22 protein-coding genes are annotated in these 23271 nt (G+C 44.5%); 15 read left to right on the top strand and 7 right to left on the bottom strand.

Features of this window, described 5'->3' with window-relative positions; translation table 11 throughout:
* Window positions 1-29 precede the first annotated feature (29 nt).
* Window positions 30-548, top strand: coding sequence for a GNAT family N-acetyltransferase (locus OL444_RS26615; protein ID WP_264728419.1), 519 nt, complete (start codon window positions 30-32; stop codon window positions 546-548).
* Window positions 549-569: 21 nt separating this feature from the next.
* On the opposite strand, the gene OL444_RS26610 is transcribed toward OL444_RS26615, so the two are convergent.
* Window positions 570-977: a winged helix-turn-helix transcriptional regulator gene (locus OL444_RS26610; RefSeq protein WP_264728421.1), complete on the bottom strand. Its 408-nt coding sequence runs from the start codon at window positions 975-977 to the stop codon at window positions 570-572.
* 96 nt (window positions 978-1073) lie between these two features.
* On the opposite strand from OL444_RS26610, the gene OL444_RS26605 reads away from it, so the two are divergent.
* Together OL444_RS26605 and OL444_RS26600 are read left to right on the top strand one after the other, a co-directional pair.
* The gene (locus tag OL444_RS26605; RefSeq protein ID WP_264728423.1) at window positions 1074-1541 is read left to right on the top strand and encodes a putative quinol monooxygenase; all 468 of its coding nucleotides are present in this window, start codon (window positions 1074-1076) and stop codon (window positions 1539-1541) included.
* Between the two features lie 173 nt (window positions 1542-1714).
* A complete protein-coding gene (locus OL444_RS26600; RefSeq protein WP_264728424.1) occupies window positions 1715-1882 on the top strand; it encodes a class I lanthipeptide in 168 nt (55 codons plus the stop codon).
* 858 nt (window positions 1883-2740) lie between these two features.
* On the opposite strand, the gene OL444_RS26595 is transcribed toward OL444_RS26600, so the two are convergent.
* The 4 genes from OL444_RS26595 to OL444_RS32050 all read right to left on the bottom strand — a co-directional run bounded on the left by OL444_RS26595 (window position 2741) and on the right by OL444_RS32050 (window position 5123).
* A complete protein-coding gene (locus tag OL444_RS26595; RefSeq protein WP_264728426.1) occupies window positions 2741-3253 on the bottom strand; it encodes a methylated-DNA--[protein]-cysteine S-methyltransferase in 513 nt (170 codons plus the stop codon).
* Window positions 3254-3363: 110 nt separating this feature from the next.
* On the bottom strand, window positions 3364-4257 hold the full coding sequence (locus tag OL444_RS26590) for an alpha/beta hydrolase fold domain-containing protein (RefSeq protein ID WP_264728428.1): 894 nt from the start codon (window positions 4255-4257) through the stop codon (window positions 3364-3366).
* A 191-nt stretch (window positions 4258-4448) separates the two neighbouring features.
* Window positions 4449-4748, bottom strand: coding sequence for a putative quinol monooxygenase (locus tag OL444_RS26585; RefSeq protein WP_264728430.1), 300 nt, complete (start codon window positions 4746-4748; stop codon window positions 4449-4451).
* A 123-nt stretch (window positions 4749-4871) separates the two neighbouring features.
* Window positions 4872-5123: an RHS repeat-associated core domain-containing protein gene (locus tag OL444_RS32050; protein ID WP_371878101.1), complete on the bottom strand. Its 252-nt coding sequence runs from the start codon at window positions 5121-5123 to the stop codon at window positions 4872-4874.
* Window positions 5124-5341: 218 nt separating this feature from the next.
* Between OL444_RS32050 and OL444_RS26580 the strand changes: the two genes are divergently transcribed.
* Entirely contained in the window at window positions 5342-5905 is a 564-nt protein-coding gene (locus OL444_RS26580; protein ID WP_264728431.1) for a hypothetical protein, read from the top strand.
* 39 nt (window positions 5906-5944) lie between these two features.
* Entirely contained in the window at window positions 5945-6280 is a 336-nt protein-coding gene (locus OL444_RS26575; protein WP_264728433.1) for a DUF6984 family protein, read from the top strand.
* A gap of 12 nt (window positions 6281-6292) precedes the next feature.
* Here the strand turns inward: OL444_RS26575 and OL444_RS26570 are convergent, their stop codons facing one another.
* Both OL444_RS26570 and OL444_RS26565 read right to left on the bottom strand, forming a co-directional pair.
* Window positions 6293-6637, bottom strand: a complete 345-nt coding sequence (locus OL444_RS26570; RefSeq protein WP_264728435.1) for a hypothetical protein — start codon at window positions 6635-6637, stop codon at window positions 6293-6295.
* A 98-nt stretch (window positions 6638-6735) separates the two neighbouring features.
* The gene (locus tag OL444_RS26565) at window positions 6736-7500 is read right to left on the bottom strand and encodes a hypothetical protein (RefSeq protein WP_264728437.1); all 765 of its coding nucleotides are present in this window, start codon (window positions 7498-7500) and stop codon (window positions 6736-6738) included.
* Between the two features lie 589 nt (window positions 7501-8089).
* On the opposite strand from OL444_RS26565, the gene OL444_RS26560 reads away from it, so the two are divergent.
* The 10 genes from OL444_RS26560 (at window position 8090) to OL444_RS26515 (ending at window position 23116) form a co-directional block, all read left to right on the top strand.
* A complete protein-coding gene (locus tag OL444_RS26560) occupies window positions 8090-9454 on the top strand; it encodes an MBOAT family O-acyltransferase (protein WP_264728439.1) in 1365 nt (454 codons plus the stop codon).
* Between the two features lie 3 nt (window positions 9455-9457).
* The gene (locus OL444_RS26555) at window positions 9458-10402 is read left to right on the top strand and encodes an LB_356 family protein (RefSeq protein WP_264728441.1); all 945 of its coding nucleotides are present in this window, start codon (window positions 9458-9460) and stop codon (window positions 10400-10402) included.
* A 392-nt stretch (window positions 10403-10794) separates the two neighbouring features.
* The gene (locus OL444_RS26550) at window positions 10795-11412 is read left to right on the top strand and encodes an RNA polymerase sigma-70 factor (protein ID WP_264728443.1); all 618 of its coding nucleotides are present in this window, start codon (window positions 10795-10797) and stop codon (window positions 11410-11412) included.
* On the top strand, window positions 11399-12514 hold the full coding sequence (locus tag OL444_RS26545; protein WP_264728445.1) for a FecR family protein: 1116 nt from the start codon (window positions 11399-11401) through the stop codon (window positions 12512-12514). Before OL444_RS26550 ends, OL444_RS26545 begins: the two co-directional genes overlap by 14 nt.
* A gap of 133 nt (window positions 12515-12647) precedes the next feature.
* Complete coding sequence (locus tag OL444_RS26540; protein WP_264728447.1) at window positions 12648-16226, top strand: SusC/RagA family TonB-linked outer membrane protein; 3579 nt, start codon at window positions 12648-12650, stop codon at window positions 16224-16226.
* A 62-nt stretch (window positions 16227-16288) separates the two neighbouring features.
* On the top strand, window positions 16289-17740 hold the full coding sequence (locus OL444_RS26535; RefSeq protein WP_264728449.1) for a RagB/SusD family nutrient uptake outer membrane protein: 1452 nt from the start codon (window positions 16289-16291) through the stop codon (window positions 17738-17740).
* Between the two features lie 30 nt (window positions 17741-17770).
* Complete coding sequence (locus OL444_RS26530) at window positions 17771-18592, top strand: hypothetical protein (RefSeq protein WP_264728452.1); 822 nt, start codon at window positions 17771-17773, stop codon at window positions 18590-18592.
* 105 nt (window positions 18593-18697) lie between these two features.
* The gene (locus tag OL444_RS26525) at window positions 18698-20836 is read left to right on the top strand and encodes a carboxy terminal-processing peptidase (RefSeq protein ID WP_264728453.1); all 2139 of its coding nucleotides are present in this window, start codon (window positions 18698-18700) and stop codon (window positions 20834-20836) included.
* Window positions 20837-20913: 77 nt separating this feature from the next.
* Window positions 20914-22068 carry an AhpC/TSA family protein gene (locus OL444_RS26520; RefSeq protein ID WP_264728455.1) on the top strand — a complete coding sequence of 385 codons (1155 nt, stop codon included), beginning with the start codon at window positions 20914-20916 and terminating at the stop codon, window positions 22066-22068.
* A 70-nt stretch (window positions 22069-22138) separates the two neighbouring features.
* A complete protein-coding gene (locus tag OL444_RS26515) occupies window positions 22139-23116 on the top strand; it encodes a TlpA disulfide reductase family protein (protein WP_264728457.1) in 978 nt (325 codons plus the stop codon).
* The last annotated feature ends 155 nt before the right edge of the window (window positions 23117-23271 follow it).

The following is a 23271-nucleotide window of genomic DNA, read 5'->3' as shown; positions in this document are numbered from 1 at the left end:
TTGTAACAACAAGCATAAAATAAAGGATTATGAATAGTAACCACCTCATCATAAGAGCCGCAACACCGCAGGACTACGAAGCGGTATTTAATGTCAATAAACAGGCCTTCCAACGGGAAGACGAAGCATTGCTGGTTAATGAGCTGAGAAGCAGCCAGTCGTTTATTCCGGCCCTGTCACTCGTAGCAGTAACCAATGGTATCATTACCGGTTATATTTTATTTACAGCGATGACAATAGCACAGACAACACATCAGGTAGTAGGTCTGGCGCCGGTAGCGGTATTGCCAGCTTATCAGGGACTGGGAATTGGCGGTGCCTTAATTCGCAAGGGGTTGGAAATAGCATCTACACTAGGATATGAAGCAGCTATCGTATTGGGGCATGAACACTATTATCCTAAGTTTGGATTTGCGCCTGCCATCCAATGGGGTATTTTACCGCCAGTGGAGCTGCCCGCTAATAACTTTATGGCGGTGGCCCTGCAGCCTGGCGCGTTGGAACATATTTCAGGAGTGGCGCAATATGCACCTGAATTTAAACTATAGTAAAATAAGACCGGGCTACTATTATAGTAGTCCGGTTTGTTTTTGATATCGCAAACCTTTTTTATTCCGGTGTCTGATTTTATTCCGGTGTTCTTGTCCCCATGCAGCCAGCTGTTTTATAATAGGTCTTAGCGCTTGCCCGCTGTCAGTCAATTCATATTCTACCCGTAAAGGTACGGTGGGATATACTGTGCGTGTGACCAGTTTATCCGCCTCCATTTTACGTAACTGCAACGTCAGCATACGTTCTGTAATATTGGGAATAAGTTCCTTTAATTCTCCGAAGCGTAGCTTCCCGTTGGCCAGGTGACAACAAATGGCTAACGTCCATTGGCCTCCGATGAGGCTAGCCGCATAGATCTCGGCGCATACTGTCCCGAGTATTTGTTTATTGGCAAAGTTGGTGGAGCTTTCTTTTATTTTACTCATACTTACATTTCTGTGCGTACCATACAATTAGTCGCTAATATACAAAATTGCAGATTGCGTCTTTACATTTGTGCCGTATCTAAAATAAATTGAAAAATGTACAAATTAATAGTAGCACTGCTGGTTTGTCTGACAAGCGTAGGAAGTATAGCAGCTAAATCTGTCATCGTTCCGTCCTCCTTTTTCTGTAAAATTCCGGTAGCTACAGGTCCGGAAATGATGCAGATAAATGCCGAAAAAAAGATAGACACTATTGCAGGTAAAATCGTGAGCATCTATGGTTTTCTGCGGCCTAAAAAAGAACAGGCTGCAGCCCTGCGTGAGGCCTTGTTATTATTAGTGAATCCAACGCGCGAAGAGCCCGGTAATCTGGTATATAATATTCATGAAGAAAAAGATGGTTCCTTCTTTTTGTATGAAGTGTGGCGATCTCAGGAAGATCTGGACCTGCATTTTCAAAAGCCCTATCTGCAAGCATTTATGGGTAAGATAAACGATTGGCTGGCGGGTAATATTGAAGCTCATTCCGGCAAACTCATTGCGCCGTGGCCGCAAATAAAATAGCCTGCAATATTGTATAAAAAAAGAGACCGTGATGGTCTCTTTTTTTATGCATACCAGGAAAGATAATATGGATGTCTGGACATTGCAGCCATCCTGGGTTAAATTTATACTTCCTGTAATAGGATTTTTAACGCGATAGTATTGATTGTATCATATAACCCAAACAACCAGTTATGAAGAAAAAAAATGTAACCAAATTAAAACTGGGCAGAATTGCCATCAGTGTATTGAATGACCGGCAAACCATGAAGGTACGTGGTGGTAATGCCGTAGTACCGATCGATAACCGTCGGTACCACATTACCCAGGCTCCTTGTTTACCCACTCGTTTGGAGTGTTAAGATGAGGATGTAGTATTATTCCCTGGGAAGCCCCCTTCCAGGGAATTTCAGTCAGCGTACGTAGACCGGAACGCTTTTTTGTAGCCCACCGCCACGTTTTGAGCAGGAAGACCTGCATCCGCAATTATCTTAAAATAGTCATGTGAAAGGTAAAGAAAGAAGGAGTTGATAAGATTCCTGTTTTTACTTCATTAGCTGCCCCCAACAATCATCCCGATGCCGCGATATTGCAGTTGGTATGAATTAATTTTATAGGAACGTGGAGCGCCCGCACCACTATTTTAAACCTGTATTATACTGATCTCTTATACCCAAAAAAAATCCTGTTATGAAGAAAAAAAATGCGACCAGATTAAGACTTGGCAGAATTACCATCAGCGTATTAAATGAGCAGCAGACGATGCTGGCGCAAGGGGGAAATGTGGAAACGGGTTTGACATGTCGTGCCACCTGCTTTCGTTCCTGTAACCTGAGCGATTGTACCTTCTGCGTGCCAAGTAAGGCGCCGTGTATCCCTACTCAATTGGAATGTTAATGTAATAGCTTGCCTCGTGTCTGTAGCTGCAGACAAGGCAGGGCTGCTTTTAATCGGTAGCAGATAGATCTCTTTACCTGAAAACGTTTGTTATGAAGAAAAAAAATGCACCAAAATTAAAGCTGGGCAGAATTGCCATCAGTGTATTGAACAACCAGCAGGCCATGCAGGCGCAGGGCGGAATAGAGGAAACGGTTTTTACTTGCCGTTTTACCTGTTTTCGTACGTGTTATCTGAGTGATTGTGGCCAGTGTCCGCCTAACACCATACCTTGCCCACCCACTGATTTTAATTGTTGAAGTAATGGCTGACAGGCAGATCTCTTACCAGGGGATTTCGATCTGATTAGTGGAGCTGCCAATACCTTCCAGCGAGAGCAGTTGTGCTTTAGCTGCTAGTCCGCCTGCAAAACCGGTAAGTGATCCGGAGGAGCCGATAACTCGGTGGCAGGGCACAATAATGGAAATCGGATTTTTGCCATTGGCAGCGCCAACGGCGCGTACAGCTTTGGGATTACCCAACTGCAGGGCTATCTGCATATAGGTGCGGGTTTCTCCAAAAGGAATGGTCTGCAGCGCTTTCCAGACGGCTTGCTGGAAGGTAGTACCTATCGGATCCAACGCAATCGTAAAGGAGCTGCGGCTGCCTGCAAAATATTCATTTAACTGTTGTTCGGTTTCCACCAGCACGGGATGGGTATCCTGTTGCTCATCAGCGGTTGCATGTACCCGGTCCGGTTTGTCATTCTCCCAAAGAATGGCCGCGAGTCCTTTGTCGCTGGCAATCAGCGTCAGCTGGCCAACGGGAGAGGACATATATTTATAAGCGAATGCCATGATGCTCAATTTTATAAATGAACAGCAAGTTAATTTACTTTGACCGGTTACAGAAAGATATTCCGGTGAGAGGTATTTAAAAATGATCCGATAACTACTTCAAACGGTCACTATTTTTCCTGCAATACGGCAAAGATTTGTTTGGCTGCCTGTTTCGCTTCCGGCACCTTCAACGACAAAAATACATGCACCATTTCCGGGTATTCCACATACCGGAGCGGAATGCCAGCAGCGGTTGCCAATATCCTGAATTTCCGGGCATCTGCTACCAGGATGTCGTAGGTGCCAATAAACAGGCTGATAGGCGCTAATCCGGCGAGCGGACCATTGATGGGGCTTACCAGGTAATGTTGGGTGCCTTTCTGCCCGGCATAAGCCTTTCCTGCCAGTTGCAGTCCGGCTACACTGAGGTAAGGGTCTAATGGATCAATGTCGCGGATAGCAGGATTTTCCAGGGCAACATCTAACCAGGGCGATAATAAAACCAGCTGGTCGGGTTGTGGTAGTTGAGCGTTGAGTGCATATTGGGCAAGTGCGAGCGAGAAGCCGCCACCGGCTGAATCCCCCAGGAGTGTTACACGCGTGATGTTGCTGTTTTGGCGTAGCTTTTTATAGATAGGTACTACCATGTCGAAGGCATCCTGATAGGTATGATCCGGTGCCAAAGGATAGTCAGGTACGATGATGGTGGTATAGGGGGTATGCAGCAGCAGCTGGTCGAGGAACTGCCAGTGTTGCTTCACCAGGTTATGTATATAGGCGCCACCGTGCAGGTATAAAATAGCGCGTTGGGGTTGGGTGTCTCTTTTTTGAATGCTCCAGACTTTTCGTCCGTTCGGCGCTATATCCTGCTGTATGTCGTATCTGGAGAACATATCACCCGGTGGTGCTGCCGCATTTGCCCGTTTGCTGAAATCATTTTTTTTAAACTCCTTTACCACAAAACTTTTTACACCCATTATCCGCAATAAAAAATGATACACCTTACTTTGTATGCTTGCCATATCAGTATACTTAATGATGGGTATTGCTGTGATGCGAAAGGTACTACTGGTGGATAAGATCAGATAATTTTTTGTTATGATAAAGATACTGTGATCAGGCAGCCGCTTTTACATAGCGCCGGGTGAGATATAAAAGCTGTGACAGTTTACAGGAAAAAAGAAAGGAGCTGATCTGCTTATCCGCACATGGGTTAAGGTTGTTTAGCCACCAGTATATCCACTTTTTCAACGCTGGGCGGTACTGCCAGTAAATCAGGGATTTTAGCGATCAATACCTGCGCCAATGCCCCTGTGATATGTGCCTGTCTGCCCTGATCATCCGGGAAGGAATCGAAAATACCGAATGTTGAAGGTCCAAACTGAAGGGCATACCAGCTGATGGTAGCTGGTTCTTCCAGCACAAATGCCAGTCCTTCTTTTAGAAAATTATCCAGTTCTGCTTCTTTGCCTGGCTTGGCTTCCAGCCTGAGGAGTAATCCCTTTTGTACCATGAGATAATTGTTTTAGCAATGAAAAATAGGTATAGATAAATTACTGCAATTTTTCCAGTTGGCAAAAGTAAAGCTGGCGCACACCAGCTTTACTTGCGATGCTATCAGCATATTATGTTATCATCAGTGCCCGGTAGGATCCGTGTGGTTAATGGGATCGCCCTGGCAATAACTATATGCGTTGAGTCCTCCTGTATCAAACGGACTCCATGAATCGGGAGAATGGAATCGTAGCAATGCAGGTGAATATATCCTATGAGCGCCACTTTTTAACAGTATATGAGAGCGGTCTTGTTGTGGAGAGGGGGATAATGTAAATCTACTCCAGGTATCCTGGGAGCGTTTGTTCGTTTCCGTTTTTTTTGGGATAGTCATGGTTAATCGTTTTTGAGGTGAATAGTTGTAAGTGGGTTAATGAAGTAGTCATGCAAAGTTAGGGTAATTCAACGGCATAGGATCTGTAGGCGAAAAAGCGTGGTTGCGGCGTAAATGATATCACTGAAATGAGTACAGTGCCTGTTTATTCTGTAGCAAATAAATAACTTTGTAGCTGGGTGCTGCGGTAGCCCTGCATCTTATTTATAGCAAAATATATGGATAGTCCGATTACTTTTTTATATACGATACGCGCTACTTTTAATAAAGAAGGTAAAGCCTGGGATAACTATATCAGATGGAGTAAGCTACATCACCTGACGGAACTTGTTTCTTTGGATACGTCATTAAATGAGGTGTTGGTTGAACCAGACAGGGATGATGATAACGACTGGAAACACATCGTAATAGATAACTACCGCGAAACAGGATTTTTTACCACATTGGATTATGTGCTGACGCGAACTGTTATGCCGGCGTTATTTAATTTGCTGATAGTAGCCATTGAGCCGGAGCAGGATTGTAAATCCATCAAGCTGGATGGTTATGATTTTATTGGGTATGAATTACTGGATCAATATTATGATACCAGTGCTCTGACAAACTGTGGTGGATTTGATAACACTTTTTTACCAACAGACCTGAATCGTTTTGGGCTTATTGATGACTACGAAAAAGCGTACGATATAAAAAAACGACTGTGGCAGAATAACCAGGAAGAAGAGCATGCGGATACCAATGTTATTGCAGTGTGGCGGCATAGGGTTGTTGAAATATTGTGAGGTATTAAGTTAGGAAATGAGCTAATAAAGGAGTATTATATGCCATTAACCAGAAAACCCACCCCGCAGGAAGCTAGCCTGCTTACACGCTTGATTCATACATCCGCCCTATCTCTCCCGGAGAACTGGCGGGAAACATTGTCGGTGGCTCCGATGAATGACAGCGGAATGGGCAGCCTTTACCTATTCCCCCAAGGTAAAGTAATAGTCAATAGGCAATTTGGCGAACAGGTAAGTGAATCCCAATTTACCGATCGGGATGGCATTGCAGTAATCGTTTCTTTACACACAGATGAACAGGGCGAACTGTTCGAGCTGGATGTCTGGAAGACTGATTTTAATCCGTTAATTAGTTTTCCGGAAATGGAATGGTAAGCAGGATAAGGCTTACCGCTTTTTCTTATTAGCCTGTAATTCCCGTTCCAGATCTTCTTTGAGTTTAGTGAAAAAGAAACTGAAAAGAAATATCTTTTCAAAATTGTCCGCTTCCAGGGATACGAGGAAAGAAGTATCGGTTTCATTAATAATTAACCTGCCTTCATCGAAGTTGGAGAATTTGCCTATCTGCTGGCTTCCATTGGCCGCGCATCCTGAAAACGTTACTGTGTTGTCGCGAATGTGTGCTTCTCCAGCTCCGCCGAACAGAATTTCCCGTTGGTATAGCGATAATAATTGTGCCTGTGTAGTGCCAGGGATCTGGCCTTTAATAAAAGAGGTACTGGCGATCGGCATAGGATTTCACATTGATAGGGGCAAAAGTACAAAAGGGTTTCAGTAAAAAGCGGAAATATTTCAGGCGGTAATGTTATATTATGGTACATAGACAGGAATTACCTATCCTTATACTGATAAGTCGCCAGTTGATAGGTTTTATCTTCCACGGTGGTATACAGGCGTTTGATGCGTCCTTTCTTATCGTAGATATACGAATAGTATTGGTCGTCACTGCCGGGACCTCCCGTATATACTGTTTTTTCCCGGAGTATAGGATCTCTTTCAATTTTCCGGCGTATTAGCTGTTGATGCGTATCGTATTCAAACCAGGTAGTTGTTTTATCCCCATTGGGTCGGATACTTTCTTTTTTTACCAATAAGCCCTGCCGGTATGTCAGGATATGGGTCTCGGCCGTGGCGGGTATATCCTGTTGCCGTGCCCAGTCTGAGTAGGAGATATAATGATAGGTGAAAACGGAGTCCTGATGGGAGATCAGGTTATACTGATCTCCCCGGTTATTATGGTAAATACATTGTTCTTGTGAAATGTGGTTCTCCAGGTAAGTATATATATACGTGGTGGTGTCCCTTTTTCTATAGGGGTTCTTCTCAGAGATAGCGATGGTAGTCGTGATATCATTTTTATCATTGTAGGTATACAGATAATTTACGACCAACTCTTTTTTACGGTAGATTTTTTCATCCATTACTCTTCCCAGGGTATCCAATAGTTTGAAAGACCAGAATCCTTTTCCGGTGCCATTAAAAGAGCGGCTTTTTATACTGGTGGTAGTAGGGTACAAGTCAGCAGTATGGAAAAGCTGTGCTTTTGCGATGCTGGCAGATAGGCAGATGGCAAAGAAGGCGATGATCTTTTTCATATGGCAGTCAGGATTTTAGGACGATTAAACTGGGGGACGATTTTCCCCAAGCTACCTAAAAATAAGACATAAAGAGATATTATCAATATGAGATAGTAAGGTGGATGCTTATTAGATAATGCGATTAGTTAACAGGTATCAGACTTTATTGAAGGGGGATCAATTCAATCGCAACCATAAAATATAGATGGGGTAATTTTAGGTGGTGATAAACTCACTGATTTTGTTTGTTAACGATTTATTTATACCTTTACTTGATTATATATAATTATATTGGCCTTTAAAAAAAAACGCAACCATCTTATCATGTTTGGCTAGAACTAATAATAAATTATAGGCGCCAGCCTTTTTAGGTATGTACTATACCTGGCTAGTTTTACGCGTTCAGTTTTATTTCCAAATTACTTTTGAACTGTTTGAAGTGAGGAGTTACCTGGCTTTTTTTTTCTGTAACAGAGATCAGTTATTTACCTTATTTACATAGATATTATCATTTCTTTATCTTATGTTATTTAACTCTTTGGGATTTGCCATATTTCTGCCTATAGTATTTTTACTATACTGGTTCGTGACCCAGAAAAGTCTGAAATTGCAAAATTTATTGTTATTAGCGGCAAGTTATTTTTTTTATGCCTGTTGGGATTGGCGTTTTCTATTTCTACTCATTTTTTCAACCTTATTGGATTTTGGAACAGGGCTTAAAATGGAAGGCGCAAGCAGTTTGAACGTGAAACGTTTTTGGTTCTGGTTAAGCATCTGCGTGAATTTAGGTTTTTTAGGGGTGTTTAAGTATTATAATTTTTTTGCTACTTCTTTTGCTGATTTACTTGCAGGTTTTGGACTTCATGTACATCCTCGCACATTGCAGGTGATTTTACCTGTAGGTATTTCATTTTATACATTTCATGGGTTATCGTATGTGATTGATATTTATTATAACCGTATAAAAGCGGAAAAGAACTATATAGATTACGCTGTTTTTGTGAGCTTTTTTCCATTGTTAGTGGCAGGACCTATAGAAAGAGCGACGCATTTATTACCGCAAATAAAAGAAAAAAGAACATTTGATTATGCCCGAGCTGCAGATGGTATGCGGCAAATAATATGGGGGCTATTCAAAAAAGTAGTCATTGCGGATAATTGTGCCAGGTACGCCAATCTTATTTTTGATCATTCCGGGGATTATTCGGGTAGCACATTGGTGATGGGAGTGCTGTTTTTTACCATTCAGATATATGGCGACTTTTCGGGTTACTCCGATATTGCTTTAGGAACAGCCCGACTCTTTGGTATAGAGTTACTCAGGAATTTTGCGTTCCCCTATTTTTCACGCGATATTGCGGAGTTTTGGAGACGTTGGCATATTTCTTTAACAACATGGTTTCGGGATTATCTGTATTTCCCGCTGGGAGGAAGTCGTGGCGGTTTATGGCGCACCATAAGAAATACCTTTATTATATTTTTGGTAAGTGGGTTTTGGCATGGCGCGAATTGGACTTTTATTGTATGGGGGGCATTAAATGCCTGCTATTTTTTACCCTTGTTATTATTAAAGCGTAACCGGCAAAATCTGGATATTATAGCACAGGGACGGATTTATCCTACCTTAAGGGAGCTTGGGGGCATGCTCACCACTTTTAGTCTGACTGCTTTCGCCTGGATTTTTTTCAGGGCAGAAAGCATGCATCATGCAATGCGTATTGTTTCTACTATTTTCTCTTCCTCTTTATTTACAATGCCGCGTTTCCCAGAAATAAAATCTGCCTATTTTACTTGCTTGCTAGTCGCGTTTTTTATGATAATAGAATGGTTTGGTAGAGAAGAAAAGTATGCTATCGCCAAATTTGGAAGTGAACGTTCTATTACACTGAGATGGTCGTTTTATTTACTGCTTTGCTTCATGATCTTTTCACTCCAGGGACAAGAGCAACAATTTATTTATTTTCAATTTTAAATAATGAAATATTTTTTAAAAAAGACAGTCGGCATTTCATTATTGTTTTTTCTTTCCATCATCATATTATTAGCAAGTACTAATACAATTTTGAAGAAAAAAGAGCTTTTTAAGATTGACCCGCAAGACTCGCTGGTTGTTTTTGGACATTCTCATGCGGAATGCTCATTTAATGACTCCGTGATCTCGCATTTTAAAAACCTGGGTGCTTCCGGAGAGTCCTATTTTTACACTTTCTCAAAGGTTAAAAATGTCCTTAAAGGGAATCCACAAATAAAAGTTGTATTTGTAGAGTTTACGAATAATCAGGTCATGAAGGAAATGGATGACTGGATATGGGGAAATGAAAAAATGCTGTATCGATATTCTGCATATGCACCTTTCCTGTCTTTTTCAGATAATGCACTTTTGTTGCAACATAATCTTTCCGGTTATATACAGTGTTTAAGCAACACTTTAAAAACACATACCTCCAGTATTGTTAAAAATAATAATTCTTTTTCGGGTATGTTGGGAGGATATCTGCCTTTACACAAGCATAAGGCGGACTCTTTTTTGGCTGTTCAACAAGCAACTTCACACGGGAAAGTAACAGCAGATACCGCAATATCCTATGAGAATATCAGGTATCTGAAACAGATTGTTGACTTTTGCCATGAAAATAATAAGCAGGTATACTTTGTTCGAAGCCCCCAGCATAAGGCATACTTTCTTACTAAAAATGAGAACATCTTTCAACAGGTAAGAAATGAATACTTTGCTGCGATACCATTTCTTGATTTCAATGCTTTTCCGCTTGTGAATGCAGAATATGCAGATCTGGAGCATCTTAATTATGAAGGAGCGTATAAATTCTCCATGTACTTTAATAATTTGCTTAAAGAAGGATTACTTGCTCAGAAGGACCTGCCACGTTTCTTGAATGAAAAGGCGGCGACGTATCACTAAAATAGCAGCGAAACGTTTAATAGGTTGTTAACCTCTTTGACCCTGCATTATTGCAATACACGCTCATGGTAGTAGGATAGCTGCTTAACTATTCATGACCGTCTATAATACAAAAATTACCTGTTAGGCTATTGGGAGCATGGCTACAATGGGCATCCTTGTCCATTTACTTTACATATCTCGCTCCTTATTTACCCCCTTTTTTCCTGGTATTGCAGTTTTTTTTAAAAAAAATTGCCACCGCCTTCACCCTTTTTTCCCCCTCCGTTGCCTTAATAAGGGAAAGACATAGGAAAATATTCACAGGCGGGAAGATAAAGCCGGTATCTCCGTATTTATCAGATTCAACAGACAGCAGGTGTATTATGTAGATAAGCAGCTAACAGCAGATGATGGAAATAAATCCGGAAATTTTTCTACTTTGTACGGGTAACAATGAATGTGCAAAGCGGGTTATGCATCAACCAAGGTCAAATGAAGTTGTCTCGTTCGAGGAGCAATTTAAGCTTCACTATGTGTTTTTATGTACGGTTGCTTATTATGTAGTAGCAGATGAAGATGCTGCCAGGGATATCGTGCAGGATTTTTTCCTCTATTGCTGGAATAAGCGTGATTTGATCCGGATTACACATGATTTTAAAAGTTATGCGGTGCGCGCGATACGGAATGCTTCCCTGAATTATCTTAAAAAATCAGGTAAAACAAAGCTGGAAGAAATCCATGTAATAGAAGCGTTGACCAGCCATTTTCCTCCGGAAGAAGAAGGAAATGAGGAACAGCGTAACCGGGCGCTATGGGAGGCCGTAGCGCGATTGCCGGAACAACGCCGGAAGATATTTCTGATGAGTAATCGCGATGGATTAAAATATAAAGATGTTGCTACGGTGCTCGGTATTTCTGTTAATACAGTCAAAACACAGATAAAACTGGCCCTGCAGTTTTTACGGAAGGAATGTGGATGGATGACCCAATTGATAGCCCTAATTACGTTAATATATGACCGATCATAAATCTGATAATGATATAGACTGGGATAAGCTGCTGGAACTGCTGGATGGCAAAGAGGCAGAGGCTTCGCTGAATGAAGCGGAGATAGCGGCCCTGGCAGCGGCACGTGAAATGCGTGCCAGGATGGGGGCCGGGAAGTTCTCTGCAGCGGAAGGCTGGCAGCTTTTTGTACAGGAGCGCGACAAACGAAAAGGCCGGATGATGCGGCTGGTAAAAATCACGATAGCTGCTTTGCTGATATTGGCGGTGGGCGCGGGGTTATGGATCATGCAGCCTGCCCATCAACCGGTGGAGGTGGCAGATGAAATACCCGCTGGTAAAGTGCGGTTGAAACTCGCGGATGGCCGCGCCATCACGATTGGTAAGGATACGCAGGTCATTAAAAACAATGCAGGTGCACAGATACAGGCGGCGCCTGCCTCTTTGATATATACTGCCGGTGGCGCCGGTGAAAAGATAACGGCTATGGATACACTGGAAGTACCCCGGGGTATCCGGTTTTCCCTCAAACTGGCGGATGGTACCCTCGTATGGCTTAATGCCGCCTCCCGGCTTATTTATCCCGCTACCTTTAATAGCACTGCCCGGGAGGTTTATATAGAGGGGGAAGCCTTCTTTGAAGTGGCGTCCAATGCACGCCAGCCATTTATTGTGCATGCGGGTAAAACAGCCATGAAAGTACTGGGAACGGCCTTTAATGTAAATACCTATGGCCCGCTGATCACCGCCACATTGAGCAGTGGCCGGTTACTGGTGACAGCCGGTCAGTCGCAAACCATACTCCTGCCGGATGAACAGGCACTATACAATGAGCAGGATGCCACGCTACGGAAAAGAACGGTGGAAAGCAGAATTTTCACCGCCTGGAAAGAAGGCGACCTGTTTTTTGAAGATGCTACGCTGCTGGATATAACCACTATCCTGGGCCGTAATTATGATTATCATTTTGTATTTGAAGATAAAAACCTGGAACAATTAAGCTTTACACTCGATATGCGCCGGCCCGATGCCTTGCAGGACGCATTGAACCTGATCAGCAAAAGTATGCCGCAGCTGCATTTCAGGGTAACAGGTAAAACCATATATATAACAAAACGTCTGTGAATAATAGCTAGTAAGATGACCGCCAACAATCTGTTGCGCTTTTAAACCATAATATCAAACCAACATGAGAAAAACACCGGATTGGTCCTTCCCCGGGAAGGATAGGCTGTGCCATGTCCTGCAGCTTCCTGTTATGTTAATGTTTATACTGCTGCTGATGGGCTATGGTACGCTGGCGCAGGAGCCGGGAAAATCGCCGCTGCTCTCCAGTAAAGTATCTTATCAGGCCAATAAATTGCCGCTGAGCAAGGTATTGAAAGACCTCCGCACGCAAATGCATATACGCTTTACCTACAACAGTGAACTGATCCGGCAACAACCGCCGGTAACAGTGAAAATGCAGGCGGTCACGCTGGAAGCGCTCCTGAAGCAGATTCTGGAGAATACCGGTTTGCATTTTACTGAAGAGATGGGGGGAATCATTATCTATGAAACCGGAAAGACGGAGGCTGTTACAGCTGAAGTATCCGTGGTGCTGCGGGGACGGGTAACCGACCCGCAGGGCACACCACTGGGAGGCGTAAGTGTGAAAGCGCTTACTTCCAAGGAAATGACCATCACACAGCCGGATGGTTTTTTTATGCTGCTGGCGAAAGAGAAGGAGCAAGTCAGTCTTTCCCTGATAGGGATGAAAACGATGTTGTATACAGCGATACCTACGAAGGAACCTTTGTTGTTTTTTAAAATGGATACCATCGTGCGGGCTATCCAGGAAGTAGTGGTGAATGGCTATCAGAAAATTGATCCCCGTTTATCTACCGGCTCCGTATTAAAGTTGAGTGCTGCAGAAGTATTGCAGCCCGGGCAACCTACGATCGACAAAATGCTGCAGGGAAAAATACCCGGGCTGATGGTGGTGAATAATTCCGGTGGCGTGAATGCCAAACCAACCCTCCGCATCAGGGGAACAGCTACTTTAATCGGTAATGCATCTCCTCTTTGGGTGATAGACGGGATGATACGCCCCGACCCCGTAGATGTTTCTTCTTCGCTGCTGAATAATTTGTTGTCCAATCCGGCCCAGTCCAACTATGAATTAATGGGCAATGCTATCAGTGGCGTGAACCCTTATGATATTGAAAGCCTGACTTTTTTAAGAGATGCGGCGGCTACTTCCATTTATGGTACCCGTGCAGCCAACGGCGTTATTGTGGTGACGACCAAACGAGGTAAGGCCGGGCCGATACAGCTGAGTTATAATACCAATATCTCTTTTCAGTCGCGCCCTTCCTACGGGCGGATGAAGCTCATGAACTCAAAAGAACGTGTCGCTTTTTCGAGACAGCTGCAGGAAGACCATATCATCTTTAATGAACTGGCCAGTGGTTTTGACGAAGAATTATCCTATGAAGGCCTATTGAAATCCTTGTATGCCAGGCGTATTACAGAAGCTCAGTTCTATGAAAAGGTAGGTACGCTGGAGACGCGCAATACCGACTGGTTTAAATTATTGTTTCGTAACCAGATGAGCATGCAGCACTCCCTGAGTATGAGTGGGGGAGCGGGTAAAACCACGTACTATGCGTCGCTCAGTTATGCGGCCAACAACGGTGCGGCCAAACAGGATGGCAATAAAATGTATGCAGCCAACATGAACGTACGATCTCAGGTTGGTAAAAACATTAACCTGGACATCACCCTGCAAAGCAGCTATCGCAAGGCGAAAGGATATTATAGTACGGTGAATCCCTTATCCTATGCGCTACAGACAAGCCGTATCTACGATCCCTATGAATTTTATCCCTTATCCATACCACCGGAGTTAAAGAGTAACTGGAGTGACATGGAGCCCCGCAATGCGCCGGTGACCTATAACCTGCTGAATGAAATTGAACATTCGGAAAACAGTAGCGGCAACCGTTCTACCAGTTTAAACTTTTCCCTGGATTATAAGATGGGGAGAGGATGGTATTTCCGGAATTCGTCTAACATCATTATGGATGCAGCCGATGGTTTCTCCGCGGCAGATGAGCAAACGTATGACATTGCATTAAAACGGGGATGGGACTATCGTACTATCCCGAGTCGCGCCAAGGTACAAAACTCTCCCTTGCCTGCCGGCGGGATGGCCTATATCATGCATCAAAACAGTATGGCATTGGGGATGAGAAACAGTATTGATTATAGTACCGGACTTTTTAAAGACCGCGATCAGTTTAACTTTACGCTGGGTAATGAAATCAGGAGCGAATCCTCATCAGGTTATATTTCTGAGGAACCAGGATATTTCCCGGAGAGGGGAAAATCATTTTATTCAACGGAAAGAAGCCGTTTCCAGTTAGGTAAGCACTATCTTACCAATACCCTGAATAATGCAGTTTCCTATTATGGAACCATTGCCTATAGCCTCATGAACCGCTATATCGTTAGTGGTACCATCAGAACGGATGGTTCCAACAGGTTCGGACAATATTCCAACTCCCGTTTTTTACCTAACTACAGTATCTCCGCCCGCTGGAATGCGGCGATGGAGGGCTGGTTCCCGACCAGGTCGCTGATTACAGACTGGCAGGTGCGCACTTCTTACGGTACACAGGGGAATGTGGTAGCTGCCGTAGGACCTGGGTTGATTGCTACCTATGCGCCCAATGGCAGTGCCAATGATCCGGTTACCGGGATACCCTATTTGCGTATCAAATCATTGCCTTACCCGGATCTGCGCTGGGAAAAAACCTATCAATGGAATATCGGAACCAATTTCGCCATGTTTGATAACCGGTTAAAAGTAAATGTGGAATACTACGCCAAAAAAACCGTGGATGTATTGGACAGAATAAAAATTCCCTTTGAATATGGGATGGATGTGATGTACAGAAATGGCAATATTTTGCTGAACAGCGGATGGGAAACAATGATTAATGTAGATATCATTCGTAAAAAGAATACCGGTTTCTCGCTCTCTTTATTCACCAGCAGAAATAAAAACAGTATTGCTGATTTATATGCCACGGATGATTATGCCTCCTTTTTCACTGGCACCGGCCGGTTGCCTGGTAAGGCTGTCAGCGGATTTTATTCCTATATCTACAAAGGCTTGAATGCTAACTCGGGATTACCCATGTTTGACAAAATGGATGGGAAAGAAAAAACAACGAATCCGGATGATTTTCTCGTATACTCCGGGCAGATGTTTCCCAAGTTTACCGGCTCTATTCAACCGGTATTCAGGTACAGGTCATTTTCTATATCAGCGATGTTTTTTGTTAGTCTGGGAAGCAGCAAACGCCTGAATACCCCTTTCGTACGAACAGCTGAGCGGAATGGCGTACCAGCACCTTTTGCCAATGTGAGCACGGATTACCTGAACCGCTGGCGCAAACCAGGAGATGAACAGTATACAGATATTCCGGGTATTACGGATTATGCGCCCCTGGATCAATACCTGATCGTGCCTTATCGTTCCGGTAAAGTCACCAATGGAAGTGATTTCACGATAAAGGTAGATCCCTATACTGCTTATAACCAATCGGATCTCCGAACCATCAGCAATAACTATATCCGGTGTAACGCCATCAATATGAGTTATACTATTCCGCCTATGAGACTGGCAGGTACCGGGATTAAAAACCTGGGAGTAGGCTTTGCGGTGAACAACGTATTTACCATTGCTAACCGTAAACTGGAAGGGCAGGATCCGGAGATAGACGGGGCTGGCAGTACAGCATTGCCCATCACACGGCAATATGCCTTTAGCCTGAATGCGACCTTTTAAGTAAACGTTTTCAATTATTGCACATGAAGAAATGGCTATTAATTATAACAGGAATGCTTTGCATGATGTCTTGCAAGAAGTTTTTGGCAGAGTATTCCCAGACAGATGTAACCCCTAAATCAACAGGAGATTTTGCGGAAATCCTGTATTCCGACGGCTATCCGGATTCCAGAACCTTGTTACAGCCCTGGATGGTATTCCTGGATGATGATGCAGAAAGTTATAATGGTCCCATCATCGATAACACAAAGTTTATGCCCGGTGGTGGCGCCATCTTCCAATGGCAACCGGATTACATTGTCAGAACTGCGGCAGCCGGTAATACTACCAGCCTGAATTCCTGGGGTACCTATTACCATTTACTGTTGGGCACTAATGTGGTATTACAATACCTGGATAATGCCATCGGTACCCAGGAAGAAAAAGACCTGTATAAAGGAGAAGCCTATACGTTAAGGGCGTTCTATCATTTTATGCTGGTCAATATCTATGCAAAGCCTTACAATGATTCTACCACCACGCCGGATAAAAGTCCAGGTGTTCCTATCCGGGTGAGTGCCAATCTCTCCGATAACTTCCTGTCCAGAAATACCGTGCAGGAAGTGTATGAGCAGATTACCAAAGACCTGGACAACGCTATAGCGTTGCTGGATAAGCAGAAAAAGAACCGGGAAGTTTACCGGATCTCTCATACGGCGGCGCATTTGCTGGCCAGCCGCGTATACCTGTATATGGAAAAATGGGACAAAGCGATTGAACATGCGGATAAGGTATTGTTGTATCATCCGCAGCTGATGGACCTGAATACCTGGGGCGGCGTGCCAAATCCGGAAGAGAAGCCACTGGTGGGACAATATAACCTGGAAACGATCTGGTGCTATGGTAGGCCGGAAGAACAATCCGATCTGCCTTATGCCATTGCCTATGAGATTTCACATGATCTCGTCAAGACGTTTGCCGATAATGACCTGCGTAAGCAAATAGGTATTTATGAGACCCCGGAGTTTATGAAAGAGTTTTTAGCGGCAGACTTTGGGCAGGCGAAATATGTGGGAGAGAATAGTTCGGCCAAAATGCGGCTGCCCAATTCCTGGCGTAGTGCAGAAGCCTACCTGAATCGCGCGGAAGCATACATACAACAATATAGAACCAAAGGAAATGCAGGTGCAGCCGCACAAGCCCTGAACAGTTTAAATACCTTACGGGCCAGCAGAACAGACCGGGCTTCCTTTACGCCCTGGGAACTGAAACCGGCGGATCAGCTGTTGCAAATGTGCCGGGATGAACGCCGCCGGGAATTATTCCGGGAAGAAGCGCATCGTTGGTTTGACTTGCGGCGTTATGGCATGCCTGCCATCCGGCATGTGTACCGGCCCGACCGGAATTCGGTGCAAATATTCCGGCTGCCGGCGCGCGACCCGCAATATGTAATGCCGATTCCCGATGAAGTGCTGACCCGCAATCCGGTTTTGGTACAAAATCCTTTGTTCTCCGGAACACGACTACCTGAATAATCGCTAATCATCATTGTAAACAAAATATTTATGAGAGTATATTATTTACTGGCGCTTATAATACTGCTGATGGCCTGCAAACGGGAAGCAGCACTGACGCCCAGTCCGGCAACGCCGATGTATACACTGCCGCAGGGGAATCATGGTTATGATGATACCATCATGACGTGCTATAAAAAATACGGCGCCTATATTTTATACAGATTTACCCAGGATGATTATTCGTACAATTATTCCGACCGTAAATCAGATAGTGCTTTTGTGGCTAATCCGGTTTATATCAGTGCTGCGCTACAGTTTTTTAAAACACAGTTGCTGGATGTTTACCCGGAAAGTTTCATTCAACAGACCATCCCCTATAAAATTTTACTGGCTTCCTATATCGGCAGCGGTGCTACCCGTTCTGCGAAAGGGTTTGCGAGCACCAACAGTGCGCTGGCAATTGGATGGGCGGATAGTACGCTGGTACAAAAGTTACAATCGCCGGCGGCGGTGAAACAGGTACGCAGCTGGTTACACCGCTATTACATAGAACGCGCCTATCGGGCAAAAATCATTCAGGTGCCGGAGGCTTTTGCAGCGCTGGCTCCCAGCCTGTATGGCGCGATATCGCCGGAAACGCAATATGAAAAAGGCGTATTGGGTACACCCGGATCAGACCTGAATCTGGTGGTGGATTTTCTGGCATATGTAGAAGCTATTACCGGTAATTCCCAGGCGCAGCTGGAAGCGGGTTTGTTCAGCCGGAAGGTAGATAAAAAAGGATTGATCCGGCAAAAGTATAATACCGTCATCAACTATTTCAATGTTACCTACGGCGTGAATCTGCAGGCAATCGGAGATATGCCATGAGTGGATGTATAGTATTGTTGCAGCTGCCTTCACCCTTTTTTATCATTGGATTGCCTTCTATGAGAGAAGCACCTTTTATTCATCTGCCTTAATCATTTTAAAAATATGAAAGCATTCATACCAGGTTCCCGGCTATTACTAACCTGTTGTGCAGTCGCCACGGGAATGGCTGCTATGGCGCAGGCGCCTGCTGATCCTAATAAAATACCCGCCTATCACAGTGCTGTCATTACCCATACCATTGATAAGATAAAGAAGAAACATTTCAATCCTAAACCCATTGATGATACTTATTCAGCGGCGGTATGGAACCGGTTTATCTATACACTGGATCCCAACAGCTATTTTTTTCTGCAGGGAGATATCGCACAGCTCGCAGGATATAAACATCAAATAGATGATGAGCTGAATACGGGCAGCACTGCTTTTTTTGATGCTACGTATAAGCTGTACAGTGAGCGGGTAAAGGAAGCCAGTCAGTTATGTACGGAGATCCTCGCCACTCCATTCGATTTCAGTAAAAAAGAATCAGTGATGGGATGGCGAAAAGAATTACCCTTTCCTGCCAATAAAACGGAAAGGGCGGAATTGTGGCGGAAGTTGTTGAAATATTATACCCTCCGGCATTATATGGAGATGAAGGTTGCTGCCGGAGATTCCGCTGTTACCCTTGCAGGTGTTGATACTGCCATCGAAGCGAAGGCCCGGGAAAAAGTGAGGAAGTTTTATGAAAGCTTCTTCCGGCAGGCTATGGGCAACAAATCGGCAGAAGAAAAATTTACGCAGTATGTAACGGTTGTAACCATGGAAATAGATCCGCATACTGTGTATGCAGGCCCGAAAGACCAGTCGTTTAATGAAGCGCTCAATAAACGTTATTTCGGTCTGGGTATGGAACTGGGTACAAAAGAAGCAGATTATTATGTAAAAAGATTACTGCCGGGTGGTACTGCTTACCGGAGCGGCGAGGTAAAGGAAAATGATAACATCATTGCTGTAGCCGACAGTAAGGGCGATATGTTACCCGTAACCGGACTGGCAGCAAACGAGGTAACGGGGATGATACGCGGGGAAAAAGGAACGGCCGTAAAAATGACCTTGCAGCAACCCGGTGAAAAAGCCAGGGTGGTTACCGTCCGGAGAGATGAAGTCATTGATATGGAGAACCGGGCGAAAAGTGCTGTGGTGGAAAAAGACGGAAAACGTTTTGGCTATATCTACCTGCCTATGTTTTATACCGATGTTACCGGCAATAAAACCAATGGTGCTTTCAATGATGTGGCCCGGGAAGTAGAGAAACTGAAAGAGGAAGAAGTAGCGGGTATTATCATGGATCTCCGTGGAAACGGCGGCGGTGCATTGGATGAAGTGGTGAGAATGGGTGCCTGCTTTGTGCCGGGTGGACCTATGAGCTGGCTGCGTGCCAAGACAGTCATCAACCGGTATAACTCTCCGGAGATGCCTCCGTTGTATGATGGTCCGTTGACGGTATTGGTAGATGAAAACAGTGCATCCGCCTCTGAAATATTTGCAGCAGCAATGCAGGATCTGGGACGTGGTCTCATCATCGGTACCTCGTCTACTTTTGGAAAAGGAACTGCCCAGATGAATGTGAATATCGGTAAACTGGGCGATCCGCAGCAAGGTACAACGGATGTGAGCTATGGTAGCATGCGCCTGACAGTGGAGAAGTTTTACCGTATTAACGGCACCTCTACGCAGCTGAAAGGCGTCATCCCGGATATTATACTGCAGGATAAAATGAACCTGCTCTCTTTCGTGGAAAAAGATTTTACGTCGGCGCTGGCGTTTGATACCGTTGGGGTAATGCCTTTCAAACGGGTGCCGCTGACCTTTGATTATAATACTGTGGTGGAAAAGGCACGTACGCGTATAGCACGCAACACTGCATATATGGCGGTGGCAGCAAATACACAGCGACTGAAAGCACTGACCGCGCAACCCGCTGCACTGGATCTGGCCACATTCAGGGCGCAATACCTGCAATCTGCCGGCTATGAAAAAGCAATCCGGGACGCCAAAGTGCTGCAGGACAGCCAGCGGCTGATTGTCTCCTTATCCGCCAACAGAAGTATTAATCCGTTACTACGGAAAGATGAAGCGGAGAAAACGACCAACAAAGATTGGTTGCAGCGCATCAGTACCGACGTTTATATCGCCGAAACGATACAGGTAATGGAAGATATGCTTACCCATCCCATGGCAGCTACCAATACCCATTAACCACCCACTTATACAAGTTTTTATCAGCCAGTTTTAGGCAACCGGATTGCCTGATTCATCAAAAAAAATACACTATCATGAAAAAATTCTTTGCCTGGTTTTTATGTATGGGCAGCCTGGCCACATATGCGCAACAGCAGGAGGTGATCATCTCTGCAAAACTGGATAAATCTCATAATGATACCGTGGTACACTTGTATGAACCGTATTCCGGTGAGGTAGATTCCGCCCGCATCAAAGATCATAAGTTCAGTTTTAAGATGCCGATAACGAAAGGAGGCAGCGTATACATCATGCAGATAGGTAACAGGCCTGAATTAGGTGGAACGCTGGTATACCTGGAGCCGGGAAAAATGAATATTACCGGGAAGGGCGCTTATTTTAATGATGCTGCTTTTACCGGTGATGCCTGGGTAAAGGAATGGCAGGAGGTGATGGATATCACGGCACCCGACAAGGGCGATGGAAAAAGACTGACAGAGCTGGAAAGTAAATACCATGCTGCCGTACAGATCGGGGATGAAGACGCGGCAACAAAATATGTAACGGAAGCGAATGTGCTGGAGAAAAAACGCAACGACATGCTCCTCAAATGGTTGAAGGGGCATCCTAACTCCGGTGTTGCCGGCTATGTACTGACGGTTTATTTTAATCGTAATAAACAGACCATGGATTCGTTGTATCAGCAATTGGGTGAACATGCCAAGGCCTCCCGGATTTTAATGCGGTACAAGTTCCCGGGCAAAGTAGACGCCCCGCCAATGACCATAAAAGCAGATACGGGTGCGGTGGCAAGTGGCCCGCTGGCCAGCCTGAAAGTAGGCGATATGGCGCCTGCATTTTCTATCCCCGATGTGGATGGTAAAATGGTGTCGCTGTCTGATTTCAAAGGGAAGTATGTATTCCTGGATTTCTGGGCCAGCTGGTGTGGTCCCTGTAAAGCGCAGGTACCCTTCTTGAAGGCCGCCAATGATAAGTTTAAGGATAAGAATTTTGTGATGATAGGCATCTCCCTGGATTCAAAGAAAGAAGGATGGGTAAAAGGTATTGCAAAGCATGAGCTGAGCTGGTTAAACCTTTCCAGCCTGAAAGGCTGGGGTGAAAGTGCAGCAGCTGCTTATGGTATTGGTTATTTGCCATCCAATGTATTGATTGGTCCCGATGGTAAAGTAGTAGCCAGAGATCTCTACGACGGAAAGATCGAAGAGAAACTGGATGCCACTATCCGGTAATCAGCTACGCTGCAGCGTAGTACCATCAGCGTAGAAACGTATAACATCACCCTTGCAAAAATACAGACACATGAAATACGCTGTCAGGATGATCGTATTGCTGTTACTGCCTTTGCTGAGCAAAGCAGACCAGGGATTTGTGATCAAAGGAAAGGTAACCGGTATTATCAGTGGTTACGTAGTGATCAGGGAACATCAGCATAATGATAAAGCGCCGCATGAACCGATACCTGAAAAGGTACGCATCGTAAACGGGGAGTTTACCTATGCCGGAAAACTCAGCCGGCCGGAATTGCTGGAGTTGAAAGTGAGCACCAAAGTAGTCAATATCTTTTTGGAGAATACCACCTATACGGTGGAATGTAGTTTCGATTCCCTGAGTGGTGACCGTTTTAAAGGCGGTACGCTCAACGATCAGTGGTGGCGTTTAATGCAGAGTAAACAGGCGCCACTGACCTATCTGGAAGAAAACCCGAAGCTGGAGATCTCCGCCTGGATTGCGTACAGATATGCCCTTAAATACGATAAAGCCGTAAAGGCATATGATCAGCTGATACCAGCGGCGAAAAATTCTTTTGAAGGCAAAGCTTTGCTGGAAAGAATTGAAGTGTATAAACATACCAGTGCGGGGGCCCCGTTACCGGTTTTCAATATGACAGATCCTGCCGGTAAACCATTTGATATAAAGACATTGACCGGTAAAGTGGTAGTACTGGACTTCTGGGCATCCTGGTGTGCGCCCTGCCGGGTATATATACCTACCTTACGGGAACACTATAATAAATTTAAAGACAAGGAGGTGGTGTTCATCAGTGTGTCGGTAGATGAAGATCCAACAAAATGGCAGACTGCCATGAAGGAACTGAATATGGAATGGCCGCAGGTATTGGCCGCAGGCGGTTTTCAAGAAGAAACCGGTGTCAGGAAATTATTTAATATCACCGGTATACCACATGTGGTAGTAGTAGATAAAGCAGGAAAGATCGCCGGATCCCTGGATTATTCCGAAAAGGGAAGACTGGAAGAAGTCGTGCAAAAATCATTGTGATGCTCCCGGTAAGGGATGATAGCCCTGGCAAGTCTGCATAAGGCTTGTCAGGGCTTTTTCGTGGCCAATCAGCAAGCCGGGAACATGACAATGAATAATCCGTACATTAGCGGCTACAAAACGAACCGTTATTTGAACGATTAACCAACAGGTAA

This window comes from Chitinophaga nivalis, from assembly GCF_025989125.1.
GTDB lineage: Bacteria > Bacteroidota > Bacteroidia > Chitinophagales > Chitinophagaceae > Chitinophaga > Chitinophaga nivalis.
This window is presented reverse-complemented; position numbering and strand designations above follow the sequence as displayed.